Genomic DNA, 22,383 nt, shown 5'->3' with positions numbered 1-22,383 from the left:
CACAGCGGACACGAGCACCGGTGCGTCCTCCCGCTCGACCTGGCTCACGGCGGGCACGAGCGACAACAGCAGCTCCGCCACCGCGATGGGCGTCGGGTGGTTGAAGACGAGCGTCGCCGGCAGCGTCCGACCGACCGCGCCGCCGAGGCGGTTGCGCAGCTCCACCGCCATCAGCGAGTCGAAGCCCAGTTCCCGGAACGGCCTGTCCGCGGCGATCGCGTCCGGCGCGGTGCCACCGAGTACCGCGGCGGTGTGCGCACGCACCATTTCCAGGGCGACGCGCCGCCGCTGCGACACCGGTGTCGTGGCGAGAGAACACTGTTCCGCCCGGACCTCCACGGCCGTCGCGAAGTCGGCGAGCAACGGGCTCGGGCGAGTGCCGGTGAACCGCGCGGCGAACCGGGGCCAATCGATGTCGGCGACGAACACGGAAGCCGCCGTACCGCCCACCGCGGCGCGCAGAGCCGCCAGCGCGGTGCCGAAGTCCATGCCGCGCAGGCCTCGCCGCCGCATCGTCTCGCCCGCGAAGCCGGCCGTGTCCTCCCACAGGCCCCACGCGATCGACAGAGCCGGGAGCCCGTCGGCCACGCGCTGTTCGGCCAGTGCGTCGAGGAACGCGTTGGCGGCCGCGTAGGCGGCCGATCCCGCCGTGCCCGTGATGCTCGCGACCGAGGAGAACAACACGAACGCGTCCAGCTCTCGTGCGTTCGTGAGCTCGTGGAGGTTCGTCGCCACGTCGATCTTCGGCCGCAGCACCTCCGCGATCCGTTCGGCTGTGAGCCCTTCGATCGTCCGGTCGTGCAGCACCATCGCCGCGTGGACGACGGCGGTGAGCGGGTACCGCTCGGGGATCGAGTACAGCACGTCCGCCAGTGCCTGCCGGTCGGCGGCGTCGCACGCGACGATGCTCACCTCGGCACCGAGCCCGGTGAGTTCGGCCCGCAACTCGTCCGCGCCCTCGGCCCCAGGGCCACTGCGGCTCACGAGCAGCAGGTGCTGTGCGCCTTCGGCGGCCAGGAACCGGGCGAGGGCGCGGCCGACCGCACCGGTGCCACCGACGATCAGGACGGTGCCGTGCGGGCGCCACCGGCCGGCGGCGGGCGTCCGGCGGGCGAGCCGTCGTCCGAACGTCGCGACCGGCCGGATCGCGATCTGGTCCTCGTCGCCGCCGGCCGCGAGCAGCGCGCACAGCCGGTCGAGCGCCCGTGCGTCCGGATCGGCGGGCAGGTCGGCGAGACCACCCCACCGGCCAGGGTGTTCCAGTGCGGCGACGCGGCCGAAGCCCCAGACCATCGCCTGCGCGGGATCAGGCCGTTCGCCGCCGGTGTTCACGCCGCCGCGGGTGACACACCAGAGCCGGCCGCGGGCGAGCGCGGGCAGCACGGCGGCGAGCGCGCCGAGCCCTTCCTCCCCGGCGAGCAGGGACACGACCCCGTCGAAGCCGCCCAGTCGCGCGGGATCCGGCTCGCTGTGGACCTCGACCACCGCGCCCGCGTGCCGCATCCGGATGGCGAGCACGGTGGCCAGGACGTCGTCCTCCTCCGCGAGCAGGGCCCAGGTGCCGGTGAGCGGACGAGCCGCCGCCTCCGCCACCGCACGCCAGTCGATCCGGTACCAGCGGTCGTCCACGTCCCCCGGCTCGGCCCGACGCCACTTCGCGAGGGCCGCGACCAGGCCGTCGGGGACGTCGCCGTCCGCGACCCCGATCAGGCGGGCGAACGCGGCGGTGTCGCCGGACGCCACGGTCTTCCAGAATGCCGAGCCCTCCGGTGAAAGCCGGGGTCGCGGGGCCGGCGGCCAGTGCCGCTGCCGCTGGAACGGGTAGGTGGGCAGGTCGACGACCACCGGAGTGGTGCCGTCGAGGAACATGGACCAGTCCACGGCGACACCGGCCACCTCGGCCTGCGCGAGTGCGGTGCCGAACCGGCGCAGCCCGCCCTCGTCCCGCCGCAGCGTGCCGGTGACGACGACCTCCTCAGCGTCCACATCGGACACTTCGGCGATCTCGGCGATGCCCCAGGTGAGCACGGGATGCGGGCTCACCTCCACGAAGATCCGGTGACCGTCGGCCAGCGCCGCCGCGGTGGCGAGGTCGAACCGCACGGGCAGGCGCAGGTTGCGATACCAGTAGTCCGCGTCCAGTTCCGTGCCGTCCACCCGTGCGCCGTCCACGGCCGAGTAGAACGGGACCCTGCCGTCTCCCGGCGTGATCGGGGCGGCGAGCTCACGCAGCCGGTGTTCGATGGACTCCACGTGGGAGGAGTGGGAGGCGTAGTCGACCGGGAGCCGGTGGGTGTCCACGCCCAGCGCCGCACAGGTCGACGCGAACCGGTCGAGTGCCTCGGGAGCACCGGCCACCACGACGCCGGTCGGGCCGTTCACCGTGGCCACGGCGAGCTCGCCCGGCAGGATCGCGGCGGCCTCCCGCTCCGGCAGGCGGACGAACATCATGCCGCCCTGACCGGCCAGCACGAGCAACGCCTTGCTGCGCAACGCGATGATCCGCGCGGCGTCCTCGAGGGACAGTGCTCCGGCGACGTGCGCCGCGGCGATCTCCCCCTGCGAGTGCCCGATGACGGCGGCCGGCCCGACTCCGGCGGCACGCCACAGCGCGGCGAGCGACACCATCACGGCGAACAGGACCGGTTGCACGACGTCGACGCGATCGAGCCCAGGGGCGCCGGGTTCACCGCGGAGCACCGCGACCAGCGACCAGTCCACCCAGGGGCTCAGTGCCCGCTCGCACCCGGTGATCGCGTCCAGGAAGACCGGCGACGAGTCGAGCAGCTCGACCGCCATGCCCTGCCACTGCGACCCCTGGCCGGGGAACACGAACACCACCGGAAGCCCGGTGCCGGCCACGCCCCGCACGACGGCCTCGGAGGGTTCCTCACCGGCCACCTCCAGCAGGCGGTCCGACGCCTCCGCCGCTCCCGAGGCCAGGACGACCGCCCGGTGTTCGAACCTGGAGCGTGTCGTGAGCAGTGAGAACGCCACGTCGGCGAGCCGCGCTCGCGACTCGCCGATCCGGTCGCGCAGGAGGGCGGCTTGGGTGCGCAGCGCGGCCGGTGTGCGAGCCGAGAGCACCAGCGGCACGGTGCGGCCGTCCTCGGCCTCACGTCGCGGCTCGGCGCAGTCGGGTGCCTGCTCCAGCACGAGGTGTGCGTTGGTGCCGCTGATGCCGAACGACGACACGGCGGCACGGCGCGGGTGATCGCGGTCCGGCCACGGCTGTTCGCCGGTCAGCAGCCGAACCGGAGCCGACGCCCAGTCCACCCTGGTGGTCGGCTGGTCCGCGTGCAACGTGCGGGGCAGCACGCCGCGGTTCAGCGCGAGGACCATCTTGATCACACCGGCGACGCCGGCGGCGGCCTGGGTGTGGCCGATGTTGGACTTCAGCGAGCCCAGCCAGAGCGGGCGGTCCTCCGCGCGACCCGCGCCGTAGGTGGCGAGAATCGCGCGGGCCTCGATCGGGTCGCCGAGCAGCGTGCCGGTGCCGTGTGCCTCGACCGCGTCCACCTGGTCGGGGGTCAGGCCCGCGTCGGCCAGCGCGCGGCCGATGACCCGGCGCTGCGCCGGGCCACTGGGCGCGGCCAGACCGTTGCTCGCGCCATCCGAGTTGACCGCACTGCCGCGAATCACGGCGAGAACCCGATGCCCCGCGCGCACGGCGTCGCTGTGCCGTTGCAGCACAAGCACACCGATGCCTTCCGCCCAGCCCGTGCCGTCGGCCCCCTCGGCGAACGCCTTGCACCGGCCGTCCGGCGCGAGACCGCGTTGCCGGGAGAACTCGACGAACATGCCCGGTGAGGACATCACCGTCGCGCCACCCGCCAGCGCGAGGTCGCACTCGCCCGACCGCAGCGATCGCACCGCCTGGTGGATCGCGACCAGCGACGAGGAGCACGCGGTGTCGACGGTGATCGCCGGACCGTGCAACCCGAGGACGTAGGCCAGCCGGCCGGAGGCGACGCTCGGCGTCGTTCCGGTGAGCGCGTAGCCGCCGTCCTCGTCCGACTCCGTCAGCCGTGACCCGTACTCCGGCGCGGTCACGCCGATGAAGACGCCGGTGTCCGAGCCGCGCAGGCGGGCAGGGTCGATCCCCGCGCGTTCCACCGCCTCCCAGGTCGTCTCCAGCAGCAGCCGTTGCTGCGGGTCCATCGCGGCGGCCTCGCGGGGCGAGATGCCGAAGAACTCGTGGTCGAACAGCGGGGCCTCGTGCAGGAAGCCACCGTGACGGGTGCAGGTGTGCCCGGGAAGTCCCGGTGTCGGCGAGTACAGGGCTTCGACGTCCCAGCCCCGGTCCGCGGGGAACCCGGTGATCGCCTCCCTGCCCTCGGCGAGGAGCTCCCACAGCTGCTCCGGGGTGGACACGCCGCCGGGCAGGCGGCAGCCCATGCCGACGACGACCACCGGATCATCGTCGGCCGTGGCCCGTTCCGGTGCGGGCGGCGGGACGTCGCTGGTCTCGCCACGCAGGTGCGCCGCGAGTGCCGCCAGCGTCGGGTGGTCGTACGCGGCCTCCGCCTGCAGCGGAACACCTGCCGCCGCCGCGAGACCGGCGACGAACTCGACCAGGGTCAGCGAGTCGAACCCGAGTGCCTGGAACGTGCGGCGGGGATCGAGATCGGCGGGGTCCGCGAACCCGAGTGCGGCCGCGGCGTGCGTGCGCACGAGGTCGTCGAGATCGGTCCCGGTGGCCGGTGGCTCCGGCGCCACGGGGCTGTCCGCGGCCTGCCGGAGCGAACGACGCGCGAAGGCGTACGTGGGCAGCTTGACCCGGTGCCGCGGGGAACCACCGGCCAGCGCGTCCCAGTCGAGCGGGACACCCGCGGTGTACAGCGATCCCAGCGCCGTGCCCAGCGCGACGGCCTCGACCGGCTCGCTGCGGCGCAGCAGGGGAACGAACACGGCGCCGCTCACGCAGTCGGCCGCCATGGCGGTCAGTGCGCCACTCGGGCCGAGTTCGACGAACGTGGTCGCTCCGGTGGCGCGCACCGCGTCGGCGAACCTCACCGTCTCCCTCGCCTGCCGCATCCAGTACTCCGGCGTGCGGAACTCGCCGTGTTCAGCGGTGCCACCGGTGAGCGTCGAGACCATCTCGAACCGGGGCACGCCGAACGTGGCGGTGGCGACGGCCTCGCCGAACTGCCGCAGCATCGGGTCGAGCGCGGCGGAGTGGAACGGATGGCTCACGGAGAGCCGGGTGATCTTGTGTCCCCGTCCGGCCAGGGTGGCGGCGACCGCCTCCACGTCGTGCCGGGGGCCGGTCAGCACCACGGTGCGCGGGCCGTTCACCGCACCCACCTCCACCGCGGTGCCGGCGAGCAACGGCAGCACCTCGTCCTCGCCCGCGCGGACCGCGACCATGGCGCCGTCCACCCGCAGGTTCTGCATCAGACGTCCGCGCAGGGCGACGAGCCTGGCCGCGTCCGGCAGCGACAGCACACCGGCGACGTGCGCGGCCGTCAGCTCGCCGAGCGAGTAGCCGGACACCACGTCCGGACGGACGCCCACGTGCTCAAGGACGCGGAACAGCGCGACACCGAGCGCGAACAGCGCGGGCTGCGCGTACTCGGTGGTGTCGAGGAGAGCGGCCTCCGCGGAGTCGGGTTCGGCCCACATCACCTGTCGCACCGGAAGTGCCGTGTGCCGGTCCAGTTCGTCGCACACCTCGTCCAGCGCCGCCGCGAACACCGGGTCGGTCGCCGCGAGCGCCTGGCCCATTCCGCACCGCTGGCTGCCCTGGCCGGGGAACAGGTACGCCAGCCGGCCGGCCTCGCCGGTCACCTCACCACGCGGCACCGCCGGCGCGGGTTGTCCCGCGGCGAGCCGCGCGAGTCCGTCGACCAGTGCCGCCCGGTCTGCGCCGACCACGGCCGCCCGGTGCTCGAACGCGGTCCGCGTCGTCGCGAGCGCGTGTCCCGTGCTCACCGGATCGAGACCGGGGTGCTCGTGGACGAAGGTGTGCAGGCGCTGCGCCTGTGCCCGCAGCCCTGCCGGCGTGCGGGCCGACACCGGCCAGATCGTCACCGCCGGAGCCGCCGCGCGGACGTCCTGCTGTCCGTCCTCTTCGGACGGACCGGATCCGAGCACCACATGCACGTTGGTTCCTCCCATGCCGAAGGACGACACACCGGCGATCGCGGTGTCCTCAGTGGACGGCCAGGGGATCACGTCCGCCTGCACGCGCAGGTTCAGCTCCGCCAGTGGAATCTCCGGTGGCGGCGTGCGGAAGTGCAGGCTGGGCGGCAGTGTCCGGTTCGCCAGCACGAGCGCGGTCTTGATCAGGCCGGCGATCCCGGCCGCACCTTCGAGATGGCCCAGGTTCGTCTTCACCGAGCCGACGAGCAGCGGGGAGCCCGCGGGTCGTGCCGCACCGAACACGGACCCCAGCGCGGCGGCCTCCACCCGGTCACCGAGCGGGGTGCCGGTGCCGTGCAGTTCGACGTACCCGACCTCGCGCGCGGTGACGCCGGACCGGCGCAGCGCCGCGCCGAGCAGACCGCGCTGGGCGATCTCGTCCGGCCTGGTGAGACCCGTGCTCGCCCCGTTGTTGTTCATCGCGGTGCCACGGATCACGCAGTAGACGTGGTCGCCGTCGGCGATCGCACGCGAGAGCGGTTTCAGCAACACCGCGCCGCCGCCCTCACCTCGGGCGAACCCGTCGGCATCGGCGTCGAACGTGCGACATCGGCCGGTCGGGGACAGCCCGCCGAACCGTGCCGCGGCCACGGTGCCGGACAGCAGCAACGCCACGGAGACGCCACCGGCGACCGCCAGCACCGACTCGCCCCGGCGCACGCTCTCGCAGGCCAGGTGCACAGCGGCCAGCGAGGAGGACTGACCGGTGTCCACGGTGAGGCTGGGACCGGTGAGGCCGAGCAGGTACGACACGCGGTTGGCGATGATCGCGTTCTGCTCGCCGGCCATGGTGTGCCTGCCGACCGCGTCGAGCCCGGCCTGCCCGGTCAGCACCGCGTGCTCGTTGCCCATGGCACCGACGAACACGCCGACGTCCGTTCCCGCGCACGACGCCGGGACGACGCCGGCGTCCTCGAACGCCTCCCAGGCGAGCTCCAGCATCAGGCGCTGTCTCGGGTCCATCACGGCCGCCTCCGCCGGTGACAGGCCGAAGAAGGCGGGATCGAAGGAGTCGATGTCGTCCAGGAATCCGCCCCGCCGCGCGGCGGCGGGCAGCGCCGGCCCAGCCGGTTCCCACCGGCCGGGAGGTACGTCGGTGGTCGCGTCCGTCCCGGCGAGGAGCAGTCGCCAGAACGAGTCCGGCCCGTCCGCGCCGGGCAGCCGGCAGGCCAGGCCGATGACGGCGACCGGCTCGTCGGCGGACCTGGTTTCCGCCGGGGAGACGTCCGTGCCTGCGTCGAGAGACATGCCGACGTTCCTTTCGAAGGTTCGCTGGATCAGACGGGGAGCGCCACGGGCACGCGCGTGCGGCCGGCGGTCATCAGGGCTGCGACGAGCAGGCACACACCGGCGCCGGCGAAGACGACGACGGCGGCCGCGTCCCCTGGCACCGCCACGATCACCGCGCCGGTCGCCGCGACCCCGGCCAGTGCGCCGACCTGGCGCACCGCCTGCAGGGCGCCTGCCGCCACGCCGGCCTGTCCTGGGCCGGACGCGTCGAGGAAGATGGTGGAAAGACCGGGAAGAGCGAGCCCCACACCCAGGTTGCCGACCGTCAGCAGAGCGACGAGCAGCCACGTCGGCGCGTTCGCCGTGATCGGGACCAGCGCCAGTGAGGCCGTGCCCGCGACCGCGAACCCGGCCACCATCGCCGGGCAGGTGCCGAACCTGGCCGCGGCGCGGGCGAAGAGGAGGTTGCCGAGCACGACGGCGCCCGTGACCGGCACCAGCCACAGCCCAGTCCACAGAGGACTGTGCCCGGCGTGTGCCTGCAACTGGACCGACACCGCGTACAGCCGCCCGAACAACGCGCAGTTGGCGAGGAACCCCGCCACCGCGGCACCCGAGACCCGCCGGTCGGCGAACAGGGTGGCGGGCAGGACCGGCCGCGCGGAGGTGCGTTCCCAGCGGAGGAACCCCGCACACCCGAGCACCGCTCCCACCACCGCACCGGCGACCAGTGGGTTGGTCCAGCCCCTGCGTGGCCCCTCGACGAGCGCGAAGCACAGCGCGGTCAGGGCGACCACGGCCAGGACGTGACCGGCCCAGCCGATCGGAGCCGGCCGCCGGGGCGGCGGGGCGATCACGGCGCGCGTCGCGACCATGGCCGCGATGCCGAGCGGTACGGGAATGAGGAACACACCGCGCCAACCGGCCAGTTCGGCGACCGCGCCACCGATGAGCGGACCGGCCGCGGTGGCGACCGAGACCACCGCTGTCCACAGCGCGACGGCCCTGGCTCTCCTGGCAGGTTCCGGGAACGACGACGCCAGCAGCGCGAGCGAGCTGGGCAGCAGGACGGCCGCACCCACGCCCTGCACCACCCTGGCGACGAGCAGCACGCCGGCCACCGGGGCGAGGGCCGCCACGGCAGAGCCCACGACGAAGATCATCAGACCGCCGAGGTAGGCCCGCCGCTGCCCGATCCGCGCGGCCAGCGCGCCCGCGCAGAGCAGCAGGGCGGCGAACGCCAGCAGGTAGCCGTTGAGCAACCAGGTCAGACCCGTGAAGCCGAGACCGAGGCCGTTCATCACGGTCACCCCGGCCACGTTCACCGCGGCACTGTCGAGCATGGCGAGCGCGAAACCGGCCGCCAGTGAGAGCAGCCGGACAACCGCTTTTCCGCGACCTTCGCCATCCACACCGATGACCATTCGATCACCATTCTCCGACGCCGGATCGGGATATCCGAAAGCCTTCCCAATCTTCGAGACTAGTCGCCGGAATCACGCCTCACACTTAGAGTTTTAACGAGATCCACCAGCACCCACACCCGCAGTTATCGAAATAATTCACCGCACTTTTCCACAATGGGTGCGGATGGTCGATCATGCCCGCTGGCCACGGGAAAATCGCCCAGCCCGCTCCCCAGTCCACCCCGGCACCCGGCGTGTGGCGGCCCGTCACCGCGCGTTGCGCGAACGCCGGCTCGCCGACCCCGGCGACCAAGCCGGGCGGTTTTCCATTTTCTGCGGATAACCGCCGCGGACGATCCGCCCTAACGTCACCGGTATGACGACTGCCGGATTCATCGTGACCGTGCTGACGGCACCCGTGCTGGTCGGCCAGCTGATCTACGCGATCACCCGCGGCAGACCGCGGTCCACCCGGAACTGACGCGACAGGTGCTTGTCGAAGTTCGGAAGTGATTTACCTCTCAATGCAGATGCCCCGGCGACGTGGGCCCAAATCATTCCTCAAAACGCGGAGACATCGGACTGCCAAGATCAGGGACATGTCCGACGACCTGTTGCCGCCCGACGCCGCGCGAAAAGCAAGACGATGGATCCAGATCGGAATCACTCCGCCCGCCGCGGACAACCGTGCGAACTTGTACGAACAGATCTCGGATCTGACGAGCGGCCTGACAGAGTCGAACCGCATCGAAAACCACTTCTTCATGCACCGGCCGCCCGGCCTCAGGTTGCGTTTCGAGGCACGGCCACGCCGACGTTCCGAGGTCGTCACCGCGGTGCATCTGGCCGCGGCGCAATGGGCGGCGTCCGGGTTGGTCAGCGGCTGGAGCCACGGCTGCTACGAGCCGGAGACCGCATTGTTCGGAGGAGAGGTGTCGATGCGGTTCGTCCACCGGATGTTCAGCGCCGACTCGTCGGCGTGGCTGCGCCACCACACGGGAAGCCGGACACCGGCCTGGCTCGTCGCGCTGCTGCTGACCAGGAGCCTGCTCGACGCGTTCCGCATCACGCCGTGGGAAGACAGCGACGTCGGTCATCTCATCCAGCGCACGGGACGGACGTTGTACGGCACGACCGCCACGAGCAACGACGTCGTGACCCGCGTCAGCAGGCTCTGGCGTGACCCGGACGCGTTGCTGCCGGAGCTGAACGATGCGGAGAGAGAGGCGGTGACCTCGTTCCGGGCACTCGCACGCACCGAGGTTCCCCGCTGGCGGACGGAGTACTTCGACACCCCGCTGGTGACGGTCGGGCCTCGCCAGCTGATCGCGCACTACGCGGTGTTCATGTGGAACCGGGCCCGGCTCTCCGCGTACCGCCAAGGTCTGCTGGCCGACAGCCTCGCGCGAATCGCGTAACGCCGGTCAGCACTTTCGTGGACAGTTCCCTCGAACCGAGGAAGCTCGCCGCGGGCACGTGGCACGACCCGGATCCGGCCATATCGTCGTCATGACAGGTCACAGGAGCTGACCGAGGAGCGCGCATGGCCAGGGTCCGGGAGGCGGTCGCGAACGGCGGAACCGAGTCGACCACGTCGGTCGAGCCGTCGTTCCGCGACCGCGTGCTCGCCGAACAGATCACCGAGGTAGACGTAGCGGCCACACCGCATCTGGCGGACCTGCGCGCCGTACTGGTGCTCGCGGTCTCCGCGCACAGCGCGGCGATCGAGACCGGCGCACCGCCCGAGCGCGAGCTCGGCCGCCTGTGCGAGCTCGGTGCCCGCTGGGCGAGGGCACGAGGGCCGCTGGACCCGCTGCTGACCGCCCTGCGGAAGGTGACCGAAAGCGTCGAACGAACCGCGGTGGCGGAACTGCGCGAGCTCGGCGACACAGTCGAACTGGTCGGCCGCATCCGCGCCACCGGTGCGTCGTTCGTACGGGAGCTGCTGACGGGCTTCCAGCAGGCGTACGACCCTGGCCTCGGCGACCCGGCTCCGCTGGACCGGCAACTGCTCGCGTCGAGTCTGCTGTGGAGTGTCGAGATCCCCGAGTCGTTACGTGCCAAGGCCGCACCCGCCTACGCGATCGTGGCCGTGCGTCGGCACGGCCCGGCTGGCGACGATCTGGTCACCTCGCTGGACAGGGCGTTCACGCACTGCGGTGCGCGCGACCCGCTGTTCATGATCACGGGCAACGAGGGTTACGCGCTGGTGCCGGCGCATGACGAGCACCACGCCCTGCACCTGTGCGCTCGCGCGCATCGGCGGCTGGAGGGTCAGACGTGGTTCGCGGTGTCGTGGCGCCCCCGCCACGACGTCGGTGCGGGCAGGCAGGAGGCACACGCCGTGCTCGCCCTGGTCCGCGGCGGCGGCGAGGAACCGGGTGTCCACCAGTTGCTCGACGTCCTCGTGGAGTACGCGGTGATGCAGGATCCGCTCGCGATGGGCCACCTGATCACGGTGATCACCCCGATCCTGCGCCAGGAGGTGCTGCGCACCACGCTGGAGGCCTTCATCGCCGCGAACGGCAACCGCAGCAGGGCGGCCGCCGCGCTCAGGATCCATCGGAGCACGCTGGACTATCGCCTCAGCCGCGTCGAACAGCTGACCGGATACCAGCCGACCAGTGCCCGCGGGTTGCAGCTGCTCGCCACCGCGCTGGCGACCTACGAGACGTTCCAGAGGGACGCCGAGCAGGCCTGCTGACCGGGATGCGCTGCGGGACAACAGGTTCGCTGCACACCTCCGACGCCGCGGTCAGGCGCTCCTGAGGCCGGTCAGCCCCAGGTCGTAGTCCGCTCCGCGGTCCTCCTCGGCCAATACGTACAACGCGTAGGCGGCGGTGAGGGCGCGCAGGCCCCGGACACTCGACGGCGACTGGCCGGTGAGCTGCTCGATGCGGTCCAGCCGGTAGTCGATGGTGCTGCGGTGGATGACGAGCCGCTCCGCCGCACGGGTGCGGTTGCCGTCCGCCGCGATCAGCGCCTCCAGCGTCTCCCGCAGCGTGCTGCTGTTCATGACCCCTTCGATGAGCCGCTGGAAGAGCCGGGCGGTGGACGGCGAGCGGATCGCCGCGTACTCGACCAGAACGTCCTGGCGCCGGTAGACACCCGGTGGCAGGCGCAGGGCGGTCACGAGCGCGAGCACGTCCGACACGACCTGCCTCGCGTCCGGCACGACGGCGCTCGGCCCCCAGGTCAGCGCGGCCCACATCTCGTCGGCCTGCAGCACTCCCGCGACCCGTGCGCACATCTTCAGGGCGCCCTCCTCGGTCTGCACGGGCAGCAGCACGTAACCGCGGTTTCCCTGCAGCAGCGACAAGGTCCCGTCGCCGCCGAAGCGGTGGAAGGCACCCTCCACCGCTTCGGCGGCCACGCTGCCGTTCGCGCGCACCGCGACGATGGCGTACGCCGGCGCGAACTCAACGTCCGCCAGATCCGTCCGCTGGGTGTCACCGGCGAGCAACGCGAGCGCGAGATCCCGGTGGGTCACCGGCGGGCGGCTGGTCGAGCCACCCGGCGGTGCCTGGTTGAACCCCCTGAGCAGCTCCATGGCGACGCGCCCGCAGGCATCGCTGAACCGGCGCAGCGCCGAACAACGCCTCCGCGGACCACGGTGATCGTGCAGAGCCTCGTCCAGGAGGTCACCGGCCAGGTGGTTGACGGTCTCCAGCAGAGCGTCGAGACGGCCTCCCGCGCGCGCCCAGAGCGCACCCGCGTGGCGGACCCTGACCGCGATCTCCGGTTCCCAGAAGTCGTCACCGGCCAATGCCGCCGCGTACACCGGCAGGATGCGCGCGGCAAGCGTTTCAGGGGACGCCACAGCCTCGGTTTCCGTCATCGTTCACCCACCACATCGGTCACATAACCAGTGCTGGCAACGATTACACCCGCTCGGGGATCAGGACGGAACGTCAACGCAAAATACTCTAGCCAACTTCCCAGAAGGCTTTCAGCGCACCGAATCGGCGATCAACGCCGCGGTCAGCAGCTGCAGGCCGCGACCACTCGTGGGGTCGCACCCGGTCACGCTCGCGATCCGCTGGAGCCGGTAGTCGAGCGTGCTGCGGTGGATGAAGAGCTTCTTCGCCGCCTGGTTGCGGTTGTAGTCGGCGTCGATCAGGGCGGTCAGGGTCTCCCAGAGCACCGCGTGGGCACGCAGCGGCTTGATCACGGCGGCGAGGTTCTCGCTGACCTCGGCGTGCCTGATGACCGCGTACTCGACCAGAACGTCCGAGATCGTGTACGCGCCACTGGGGCGCCGGCCGGCGGAGGCGAGCCGCAGGACGTCGGTCGCCTCCCGGAAGCCGTCCGCGAGCCCGCAGCGATTCCTCTTCGCCACGGCGAGCCAGCCGCTGCCGTTCAACCACTGCGTCAGGTGCTCGGTGATGCGCGCCGTGCGGTTGGCGTCGGTGTCGGGGATCAGCAGGATCAGGTCACCCTCATGACGGGTGCTGAGCGTGCCAGGACCGACGACGTCGGCGGGAAAGGTCTGGGCGCGGCCACCCGCGGCGGTGCGGGCGCGGACGACCAGGTACTTGGCCGCCAGACTGTCGAGCACGTCCTGCGACACCTCGCGGCCGGTGATCAGGTCCGCCGCCAGGTCGCGCGGCGCACCGGCACCGGTCGTCCCGCGCCGCAGGCCTTCGAGGAACTCCTCGATGATCGACCCGCTGTTGCGCACGAGGTCGGCGAGCTCGGTGTTGTCACCGGCGGCGCGGAGCAGGATGTCGACCAGGTCGCCCTGACGGTCGCCGCTCCACCGTTCGCCGACGGCACGCACTCTGGCCAGGAAGTCCGCCGGACTGGGCGAGGCGCCACTCACCGGCCGCAGGCCTGGGCGCTGGGTGCTGACATCCACCGGGGATCCCCATTCAACCGCGGTTTCCGTCATTGTCGATCCACCTTCCCGAAGGACACGGTCGTGCCGACTGAACACAATTCCCGAACAAGTTCCGTCACGCGTGCGACGGCACCAGTTGAGACGGTGCGACTTTTCCGGGAGCCGATCTCCCGATCGCAGGGAGCTCCCCGGGAAGTTCCACCGAATAACGAAAAGATTAGGGAGGAGCGGGAGGCGAAGTCAACGCCGCGTACCAAATACTGTGGTGCCGTTCCGCCTACGGTTCGGTATGGCGACCACAGAGAGTGATGGTACGGTCGAGGACAGCTACGATATCACCCACAAGTAGACTGATCAGCGGGCTGCATTAGCCGTCTTGGCTCGAAGGCACTACTCCGTTGCGGTGACGGGGCGTCAGTCGACCGGTGACATCGGTCCCAGCGCCCGCAGCGCGTCTGCCAGCTCCGCCCGGCGCCGAACCCCGAGTTTGCGATAGGTGTTCGTGAGGTGTTTCTCCACCGCGCGTGAAGTGACGGACAGCTGGTCGGCGATTTCCTGGTTGGAGTGTCCCCCCATAGCCAGTATTGCGACCTTCCGTTCCGACCGGGTGAGCTTTCCCCCGGTCGCGGCGGGTTTCACGACACCGAGTGCGGTGCGAGCGCGTTGCGCAACGCGCTGGGCTCCGATTTCCTGTGCGAGATCGAGACAGGTACGCCAGTCGGCCTGTTCGCCGGTCAGTTCGGCCCACTGCCGCAGGGCCTGGACGAGTTCCAGCTGATGCGCGGACGTCCGCAGCACCTCGACCGAGCGCCCGGTCAGTTCCCTGCCACGCTCACCGCCGACAGCTCGCCCCAGCACCCGCAGCGTCCTGCCGATGCCCGACGGCGCTCCCCATTCCTCCGCGATCAGGCGCTCCTCCTCGGCCAGCCTGATCGCGCCGGTGGTGTCACCGAGTTCGAGCTTCACGAGCGCGAGGGACGACCGCCACGGGAACAGCACGGGATTGCGCCAGCCGGACCGGTCCAGGCGCGCGCCGCAGTCACTCAGGGTCAGCGCCGCCGCGGCGAACTCGCCGCGCAGGACGGCGGCCTGTCCGCGCAGCAGCGCGGCCACCGTGGACAGGCCGGGGTCCGCGGGCTCCGCACCCGCCGACTCGAGTGCCCTGTCGATGAGCACCGGATCGTCGAGCTGGAGCACCACCGCACCGGACACGACGGCGGCGGAAGTGCCGACGGCGCTCCAGTTCCACGCGCCGAGGTCGAACGCGTCCACGGTGGCGCGGGTCGCGTCCGCGACCTCGCCGGACATGAGGTGCACCAACGACTGCTCGGTGCGGACCATCGCCTGCTCGACGACGTCACCCCGCTGCCGCGCGGCTTCGAGCGCACGGCACAGCCAGCCGCTCGCGACATCGGGTGTGTCGGCCGCGGCGAGCGCCGTCACCAGCAACGGCGCCGCGCTGGGCGAATGCGGTGATGCCGCCGGCTCGCGCGCCAGGAGCTGTTCCGCGATCGCCGCCACCCGGCCGGCCGGGGTCGCCGCGGCCAGCGTCGCCGCGTTCACCAGCACGGAGAGCAGCTCACGTTCCGCTCCACTGCCGGTCCGCTCGGCGGCGTCGAGTTCGTCGAGCCGGGCCGGCACGGCGGAGAGCTCGCCCGCCTCTCCCCGCGCGATGAAACGCAACCTGGCCTCGAGCCGCAACGCGAGATCGCGGTCCACGCCGCTGAGCCCCTCAGTGGGCCCGAACTCGTGGAAGACCTGGCGCAGGATGGACACGACGGCCTCCGGCGCGTTGCCCATCACCGCCGGAGTGAGCCTGATCAGCGCCGCCGCCCGTTCCCTCGGACCTGGCAGCAACGCGATGGCGTAGGACACCGTGCGCACCGCGGCGTGCACGTCGAACAGCCGCTCCGCGCTCGCCAGGTCGACCAGAACGGTGGCGCGGTCCTGACCGTCGGCGGAGGTGTCGAGCAGTGCGCGGCGCAGGTAGGACACCGCGGTTTCCGGTGCGCCGCGGCGCACCGCGACCTGCGCCGCCTCCCTGAGCGCCTCGACGGCCCACCCGCCCTGCCGCACCGAGATGGCGAGCAGCTGGCGGGCCACCGACTCCGCGGGTTTGCCGAGGTCGTGCAGCAGGCGGACGGCCCGCAGGTGGAGCTGTTCTCGTTCGGCGGTCGTCATCAGGTCGTGGACCGCGTCCCGGGCGCCACGGCGGGTGAACCCTCTTTCCCCGAAGACACCGAGCTTGGTGAGCCCGCGCATGATCTCGTCGACCACGCCCTCGTCCAGGCCGGCGAGCACTCGCACCACGTCCGGTTCCGCGGACTCCCCGAGCACCGCCGCCGCCTTCAACAGCCGCTGCGCCGCCTCGGGTTGCGCACGCATGCACGCGACCAGCCGTTCCCGCACCTGGGCTGGGCGCATCGCGGGCACGAGAGCCGCGTTCGCCTCGGTCGGGGACCGTCCGCTGACCGCCCACGCCAGCGCGAGCGCGGTGAGGGCCAGCGGGTTGCCTCCGGTCGCCGCGTGGCAGGCCAGGCCGAACTCCGGCGCGCAGTCCTGGCCCAGCCTCGTGCGGACGAGCTCGGTGGCGCCGACGGGGCTCAGCGGGCGGGGACGCACCCAGCGGGACGCCAGTGCGAGGACCGCCGCGACCGCCGGGCTGTGCGCGAGCGGATCCCCCTCGCGCACGGTCACGACCAGCACGGCGCGCAGGTGCCGGATCCGGCGGGCCAGCACCTCGAGCATGAGCAGCGACTGGTCGTCGACCCACTGCAGGTCGTCCACGAGCAGGAGCAGCGGCCGGTTGCGGCTGAGCTCGCGGGCGAGACTCAGCAGACCGAGCTGAACGGACTGCTCGTCGTTGCGGGGGTGCGGAGCGAGACCGTCGCGGCCGGACACCGGGCCGGTCCACTCCCCCGGCGGCGTGCCTGCCGCCCCTGGTTCGAGGAGCTGACGAGCCACACCGAAAGCGTGACCGCGCTCCGTCGGTGTCGCTGACGCGTGCAGCACGGAGAAGGACTCGGCGCCGGGATGCTCCGGCAGCGTGCGCAACAACGCGGTCTTGCCGTTGCCGAGGGGACCGGCCAGCACGAGGATGCTGCCGATGGCGTCACGGGCCCGGTCGAGCGCGGTGCCCACCAGTCCCATCTCGTCATCGCGTTCCAGCAGCATCCTGTCGCGTCTCCCCTCGTCACGCGCCAGGTTCCCAGCCGAGCCCGCGGGCCCGGTGGAGCACGGAAGTCGATCTGCACAGCACGGCGATCCCCGCCGCCTCCTTCAACATCGGCCCCGCCCGTCCGGGGCCGACGACGTGCGCGAGGTCGAGCAGCGCGTTCGCCCGCAGCAGCTGGAACGGAGAACCGGTGAGCAGCCGGACCGCCTCCCGCAGATGTTCCTCGTCGCCGAGCACCGCGCCGCAGCTCAGATGAGCTCTGGCCACCGTGCTGGGTACTCCCCAGCGCTGCGCGAGTTCCAGTTCCTTGCGGCACATCAGGCTCGCGCGCTCGTGATCGCCGGTCGCGCTCAGTGCGGCCGCGGCGATCGATCTCCAGGGCAGCACGGCGGGGTTCACCCACTGTCTCGACAGCATCCACCGCCCGCACTCGTCCGCCTTCGCGACCGCCTCCGCGGGATTCCCCGTGACGAGCGCGAGCACGGCTCTGGCGAAGTTGAAGAACGTCCGCGCGTACCCGAACCCGATCCACTCGTCCTGCTGGCTCGCCGCCAGTTCGATCGCCCGTTCGATCTCTCCGCGTTCGACGCACACCAGCATCTCGCCTCCGACGAGGATCGGCCGCGCGTCCGGATGCATGTTCTCCAGCGGGTACTCCGCCCTCGCCTGCGCCAGGTCGGCCGCGGCATCGTCCAGGTCTCCCGCCATGGCGCGCACCTTCGCCCGCATCAGCAACGCCTGGGGCACGACCGCTGTGAGACGTCTCCTGCGGGACTCGGCGACGACGAGGTCCAGCCCGGCGACGGCCTCGGACACGTCGTCGCACGCTGCCAGGGCGAGACAGGCGAACAAACGGGATGTGAGCAGTCTGGCCGGCGCCGTCACGGTGGCGCGCGCGAGCAGCCGGGCGCGCGCGGGATCGACGCCTTCCGCCACGCACATCCACGCCGCGACCCCTGCCCGGTCGGGATCATCGGCGGAGCTCTGGAGTTCCGCGCTGTCCAGGATGCTCAGCTCCGGTGTCTCGACCGGGGCGTCGTCGGCGATCCAGTACAGCGCCGTGACGGCGTCCAGATCACCTCCGGCGGAGCGCACGGCACCGAGTGTGCGCCGGAGCAGAGCGGCGTCACCACGCCCCCACAGCTGGTCCGTCGCCGCGAGCCGGACGACGGTGCACTCCGGCGGCTGGACCTCCATCAGCATCCTGGCGAGCCTTCGGTCGGCGGCGACCGGCGCGACCGCGCACTCCGCCACCGCCAGTTCGAGCATGAGTTCGGCCCGCACGACCGGCGTGCCCGACTCGGTCAGCGCGCGACGCAGAAACCTGACCGCCTCGAGCGGACGGCCCGCGTCCATCTCCTCACGGGCCACCGCCCGCAGCAGCGGCACCACCCACGACTCGCCGAGCGGCGGGGCTCCGGTCAGCAGTGACGCCACTTCGGCCGGAGCGAGAGCGCATTGGTGCCCCAGTCGTGCCGCCCGCGTGTAGAGGTCCTCGCGCTCCTCCGCGGGCATTTCCTCCAGGACGCGCGACACGGTGGTACCCGTGGTGAGCTCGGGCCTGGCGACGTCCGTGACGAGACCGGCGCAGACGAGCAGTTCGAGTGAGCGGGCGAGGGAGAACGTCCGCAGCCGGGCCAACGCTCCGAACAGGTCCACCGGGAACGAGGAGCCGCAGACCGCGATCACACGCAGCAGATGGGCGACCTCGGCGGGCAACGAGCGAACGATCGCCGTGGTGACATCGGCGAGCACGTCGGTGGCGATGAGGGCTACCGCGTCGGCGTTCGCCCGGCCGGGCCGCAGCTCCTGCTCGGCACACCGGTCGAGCACGAGTCGCAGGGCCGGCAGCCGGCCGCCGGTGTGGCGGCGCAGCGCGCAGACGAACTCCTCGTCGCCCCAGACGCCGAGATCCCTGGTCACCAACGCCGAGATGCCGTCGTTCCCCAACGGCCGCACGGCGACGGTGACGGACCCTGGCAGCACGGACAGGCAGGTGTCCGTCACGGCCACGACCGCCAGCGGCACGCGGACGGCCTGCGCGGCCAGGCTTCCGAGCCAGACCCTGGACTGTTCGTCGAGACGGTCCGCGTCGTCGACGGCGACCAGCACCGGTCCGGTACGGGCCAGCTCCACGAGCCTGCCGATGGCCGCCGGGCCAGGTTGCGCGCCGTCCAGTTGGGACATCAGTTCGGCCACCACACCGCCGTGGCCGGCCAGGGCCTCGGAGCCGCCGGCAGCGGTCAGCACGGTGGCGCCACTGCGCTTCGCGAGAGTGATGGCGTGGTCGAGCAACGCGGTCCGGCCGGTCCCGCGCTGCCCGCAGATCTCGAGCGACGACGACCGCCCGGACGCCAGCAGGCGCACGGTCGATTCCAGCGTGGCCAGTTCGCAGTCCCGTTCGACCAGGTCCGGCGCCGTTGTCCCGTGGCTCACCGCAGCTGCACCGCGAGTTCGGCACGGGTGTGCGCCCCCAGCTTGCGGTAGGCGTTCGACAGGTGGTTCTCGACCGTGCGCACGGTGACGTGCAGCTTCTCCGCGATCTCCCGGTTGGTGAGCCCGTTCGCGGCGAGGAGGGCGACCCGGCGCTCGCCGGTGGTCAGAGCGTCCTGGGGCGAGGCGGACACGGCGCTCATCCGCCCGCCAGCGGCCACCAGCAGCTCGTGCGCCTGGTCCGCCGCCACGCTCGCACCGCAGCGCACCGCGATGTCGACCGCCGCACGCAGGTGCTTGCGGGCCTCCTTGTCGTGCTCCGCGCGCATCAGCACCTGTCCCAAGGCGCGCAACGCCTGCGCCTGGTGCAGTTGCGAACCCGCCTCGCCGAGTTCCGCCACCGCCTGCTCCAGCGTCTCGGCGTGGGCCTTGCTCAGCCCCTGGGCGAGCAGTGCGTAACCCCGTGCGACAGGTGTGTCCCACCTCAGCGCGGTCTCGGCACCCTGCTCGGCGAACGCCGCCGCCTCGGCCGTGCGGCCCAGTTGCACCGAGATCGAGACCGCGTGGACCCACCACGGGACAAGCACCGGATTGTGCACACCCATCGCCTCGAACTCGCGGCCACAGCGCTGGAGCACGTCCAGTGCGGCGTCGCCGTCACCGCAGTTCCACAACCAGTGCGCCTTGGCGTTCAACGCCCAGCCGTACTCGATCGGGTCACCCGGCGTGTGCATCCGGTGGAAGAGCTGCTCGACCTGGTCGTTGTCGCCGCGCCGCACCAGCGCCAACGCGAGCACGGTCAACGCGGGCGACTCGTGTTCCGGGCTCGGCAGGGCCAGCGCGGCGTGGGCATCCCGCTCGGCCCCCACCAGGTCGCCCGCCTCGTACGCCAGTCCCGCGCGGGTCGCGAGCGCGATCTTGAGGGTGCGGACGTCGTCCCGTGCCGCCGCCGCGTCGATGATCTCGCTCGCGAGCGCCATCGCGTCGGCCCGCTCGCCGCAGAAGTGCAGCGACACGACCGTGTGCACGTCCCAGAGATCACGGCAACCACCCGGTGCGGGCAGCGCGGAGCGGACGTGGCTCAGCGCGGTGGGCAGCGAGTCGCCGCGCAGCACCTCGGCGCGGGCGAGCTGCAGCACCAGCCTGCGGTAGCCGACCGCCCGGTCCTGCGGCGGGCTGATCGTGCGCGCCAGGGCCATCGCGGCGCCGACCGTGGCGGGCGCGCTGAACCCGTTGATCAGCGTCACCGCCTCGGTCTGGGCACGCAGCTCGGGATCGATCTCCCAGGGCCGGCCGTCGAGCCGACCGGCGAGCAGCCGGAACGCCTCCGGCCCGCGCCCTGCCCGCAACGCCACGTCGCCGCAGTGGATCGCGACCGAGGCGCGGACCTCTGGATCCGTGACGTCGTCGAGCAGCTCGGCGTAGACGTCCATCGCCGCCGAAGGGTCGACCTCGGTCAGATGCGTCGCCAGTTCCAGCCGGGTGTCGACGTGACCGGGAACCGCCTCCAGCACTCGTCGGAGGCAGCTGATCGCGCGATCCGGACCGAGCGCGCCGTCCCGTGCCGCGCCGCGCAGCGCACAGAACATCCACACCTCGGTCAGGGCGGGCAGCATCATGACCAGTTCGGCGACCTCCTCCTGCGGACGGCCTTCGTCCGTCAGGAGCCGTGCGGCCTTCGTGCGCAGCGCGGTCAGCTCGTCCGGGTCGAGCGTGGCCAGCAGCCGCTCACGCAGGACGGCGGACCTGAAGCGGCCGCTGTCGTCGAGGATGCCGAGAAGCTGGAGCTCCACCCGTTTCGCCTCGGCCGCGGCCGCCGGGAGCTCAGCGAGAACGGCCGCGCTGGAGGGCTCGGCGCTGCCGAGCACCGCGACGGCGACGACGTACCTGCGCGTCGTCTCCTGCTCGCCCTCGATCCAGGTGAGATGCCAGGTGACGGACTCGGACTCGATGTCGGGAACACTGCCCAGCGCCTTCAGCGTCTCGACCCAGGACAACGTGACACCGGGAAGTCCCGCGGCGGACTCGAGGCAGGCGAGGACGATCTCGCGGTCGGGGATGAACCCGCATTCGCGCGTGATCAGCTCCGTCACGTCGGCCTCGGCGAGTGGCCCCAGGTCGATCGTGGTCGTGTCCAGCGCACCGGTGAGCTCGGTGAACCTCTCCTCCGCGGCGACGCGCTCGGCGCAGGGGTAGGCCAGGACGACGTACACCCGCGGCCGGGGCAGGCGGCGTGCGAGTACGCCCAGCCAGCGCGCGGTCGCACGATCACAGCGGTGGGCGTCGTCGAGGACGAGCACCAGCGGCCGGTCGGTGGTGAGCCCGACGATCAGATCGTTCATCGCGTACAGCCGGGCGTACTCGTCACGTCCCGCCGCGACCGCGTCCACCACCGCCGCGCCGAGCAGGTCGCTCGCGACGGCGAAGTCCGTCTGCCCCTCGCAGGTGGTCACGAGCACGTCGGCGATGTCGCGCAGTTCGTGGCGCAGCAACTCGATCGTCGCGGACTTCCCGATGCCGCGTGGGCCCCGCAGATGGAGCAGTCCCGGCCGGCCGCAGCCCGCGTCCTTCACCCCGGCCAGCACCTGCCGCAACTCACGCCTGCGGCCGACAGGTTGCCCGGTCGAGAGGTGCCCGTCATGTTTCGACAGCGTCATCCAGACTCCCCGTGCGCCTTGCCGTACCGGCATGTGGTGAGCGTTTTGGCCCAGTGCATTGGTACAACTTTCAGACCAGCGACAGGTTACTCAAGAGGTGTCGTAGCGCTTCGACAACTTGACGGTTTCTTGAGGTGCGAGACGCATCACTGCAGGTCAGATATTGTTCTATAGCGATTCCGTATCAAGACGCACGCCAAGTGCGTTCGCCATGGACGACGTCGGGCGCGACCTTGATCGGTAAACCACATGGCGTTGTCGGAGGCGAGGACGACACCACCTGACCCGCCGCGCTCGATCGCGGATCTTTCGTCCGAACCTGTCACGCCACCTCCTGGCGGTCGGGCGTTGGGGCCGTCGGCAGACTCGGCACGCACCCAGGACGAGCCGCGGCGCGCCCACCGCTCAACTCTCCGTCCCATAGAAGTCCGACCACTCTTTCGAACACAATCCGCAGTCTCCCGACTTCGTTCCGTATTGTGCGCAAAGCCCGGCAAA

At 71.7% G+C, this 22,383-nt stretch carries 9 protein-coding genes; 2 read left to right on the top strand and 7 right to left on the bottom strand.

From position 1 onward, the window contains the following. Nucleotides 1–7,392: type I polyketide synthase (locus tag B0F77_RS07955; RefSeq protein ID WP_143466626.1), on the bottom strand; the 7,392-nt coding region annotated here is incomplete at its 3' end. 29 nt (nt 7,393–7,421) lie between these two features. Then, a complete protein-coding gene (locus B0F77_RS07950; protein WP_086662153.1) occupies nt 7,422–8,798 on the bottom strand; it encodes an MFS transporter in 1,377 nt (458 codons plus the stop codon). Nucleotides 8,799–9,379: 581 nt separating this feature from the next. Between B0F77_RS07950 and B0F77_RS07945 the strand changes: the two genes are divergently transcribed. Both B0F77_RS07945 and B0F77_RS07940 read left to right on the top strand, forming a co-directional pair. Next, complete coding sequence (locus B0F77_RS07945; RefSeq protein ID WP_158102641.1) at nt 9,380–10,198, top strand: thiopeptide-type bacteriocin biosynthesis protein; 819 nt, start codon at nt 9,380–9,382, stop codon at nt 10,196–10,198. Nucleotides 10,199–10,323: 125 nt separating this feature from the next. Next, nucleotides 10,324–11,484 carry a PucR family transcriptional regulator gene (locus B0F77_RS07940; protein ID WP_086662151.1) on the top strand — a complete coding sequence of 387 codons (1,161 nt, stop codon included), beginning with the start codon at nt 10,324–10,326 and terminating at the stop codon, nt 11,482–11,484. A 51-nt stretch (nt 11,485–11,535) separates the two neighbouring features. On the opposite strand, the gene B0F77_RS07935 is transcribed toward B0F77_RS07940, so the two are convergent. From B0F77_RS07935 to B0F77_RS07915, 5 genes are all read right to left on the bottom strand, one after another. Further along, entirely contained in the window at nt 11,536–12,618 is a 1,083-nt protein-coding gene (locus B0F77_RS07935; RefSeq protein ID WP_086662150.1) for a PucR family transcriptional regulator, read from the bottom strand. 111 nt (nt 12,619–12,729) lie between these two features. Then, nucleotides 12,730–13,638 carry a PucR family transcriptional regulator gene (locus B0F77_RS07930; protein WP_158102640.1) on the bottom strand — a complete coding sequence of 303 codons (909 nt, stop codon included), beginning with the start codon at nt 13,636–13,638 and terminating at the stop codon, nt 12,730–12,732. Nucleotides 13,639–14,034: 396 nt separating this feature from the next. Continuing rightward, on the bottom strand, nt 14,035–16,794 hold the full coding sequence (locus tag B0F77_RS07925; RefSeq protein ID WP_086662148.1) for an ATP-binding protein: 2,760 nt from the start codon (nt 16,792–16,794) through the stop codon (nt 14,035–14,037). Nucleotides 16,795–16,813: 19 nt separating this feature from the next. Then, nucleotides 16,814–19,231 carry an ATP-binding protein gene (locus tag B0F77_RS07920; RefSeq protein WP_086662147.1) on the bottom strand — a complete coding sequence of 806 codons (2,418 nt, stop codon included), beginning with the start codon at nt 19,229–19,231 and terminating at the stop codon, nt 16,814–16,816. Continuing rightward, entirely contained in the window at nt 19,228–21,885 is a 2,658-nt protein-coding gene (locus B0F77_RS07915; protein ID WP_158102639.1) for a helix-turn-helix transcriptional regulator, read from the bottom strand. The genes B0F77_RS07920 and B0F77_RS07915 overlap by 4 nt, the downstream gene beginning before the upstream one ends. Nucleotides 21,886–22,383 lie beyond the last annotated feature (498 nt).

The sequence above is a fragment of the Lentzea kentuckyensis genome, assembly GCF_002150765.1.
GTDB lineage: Bacteria > Actinomycetota > Actinomycetes > Mycobacteriales > Pseudonocardiaceae > Lentzea > Lentzea kentuckyensis.
The sequence above is the reverse complement of the archived record's forward strand: the minus strand, read 5'-3'. Positions and strand labels throughout refer to the sequence as shown.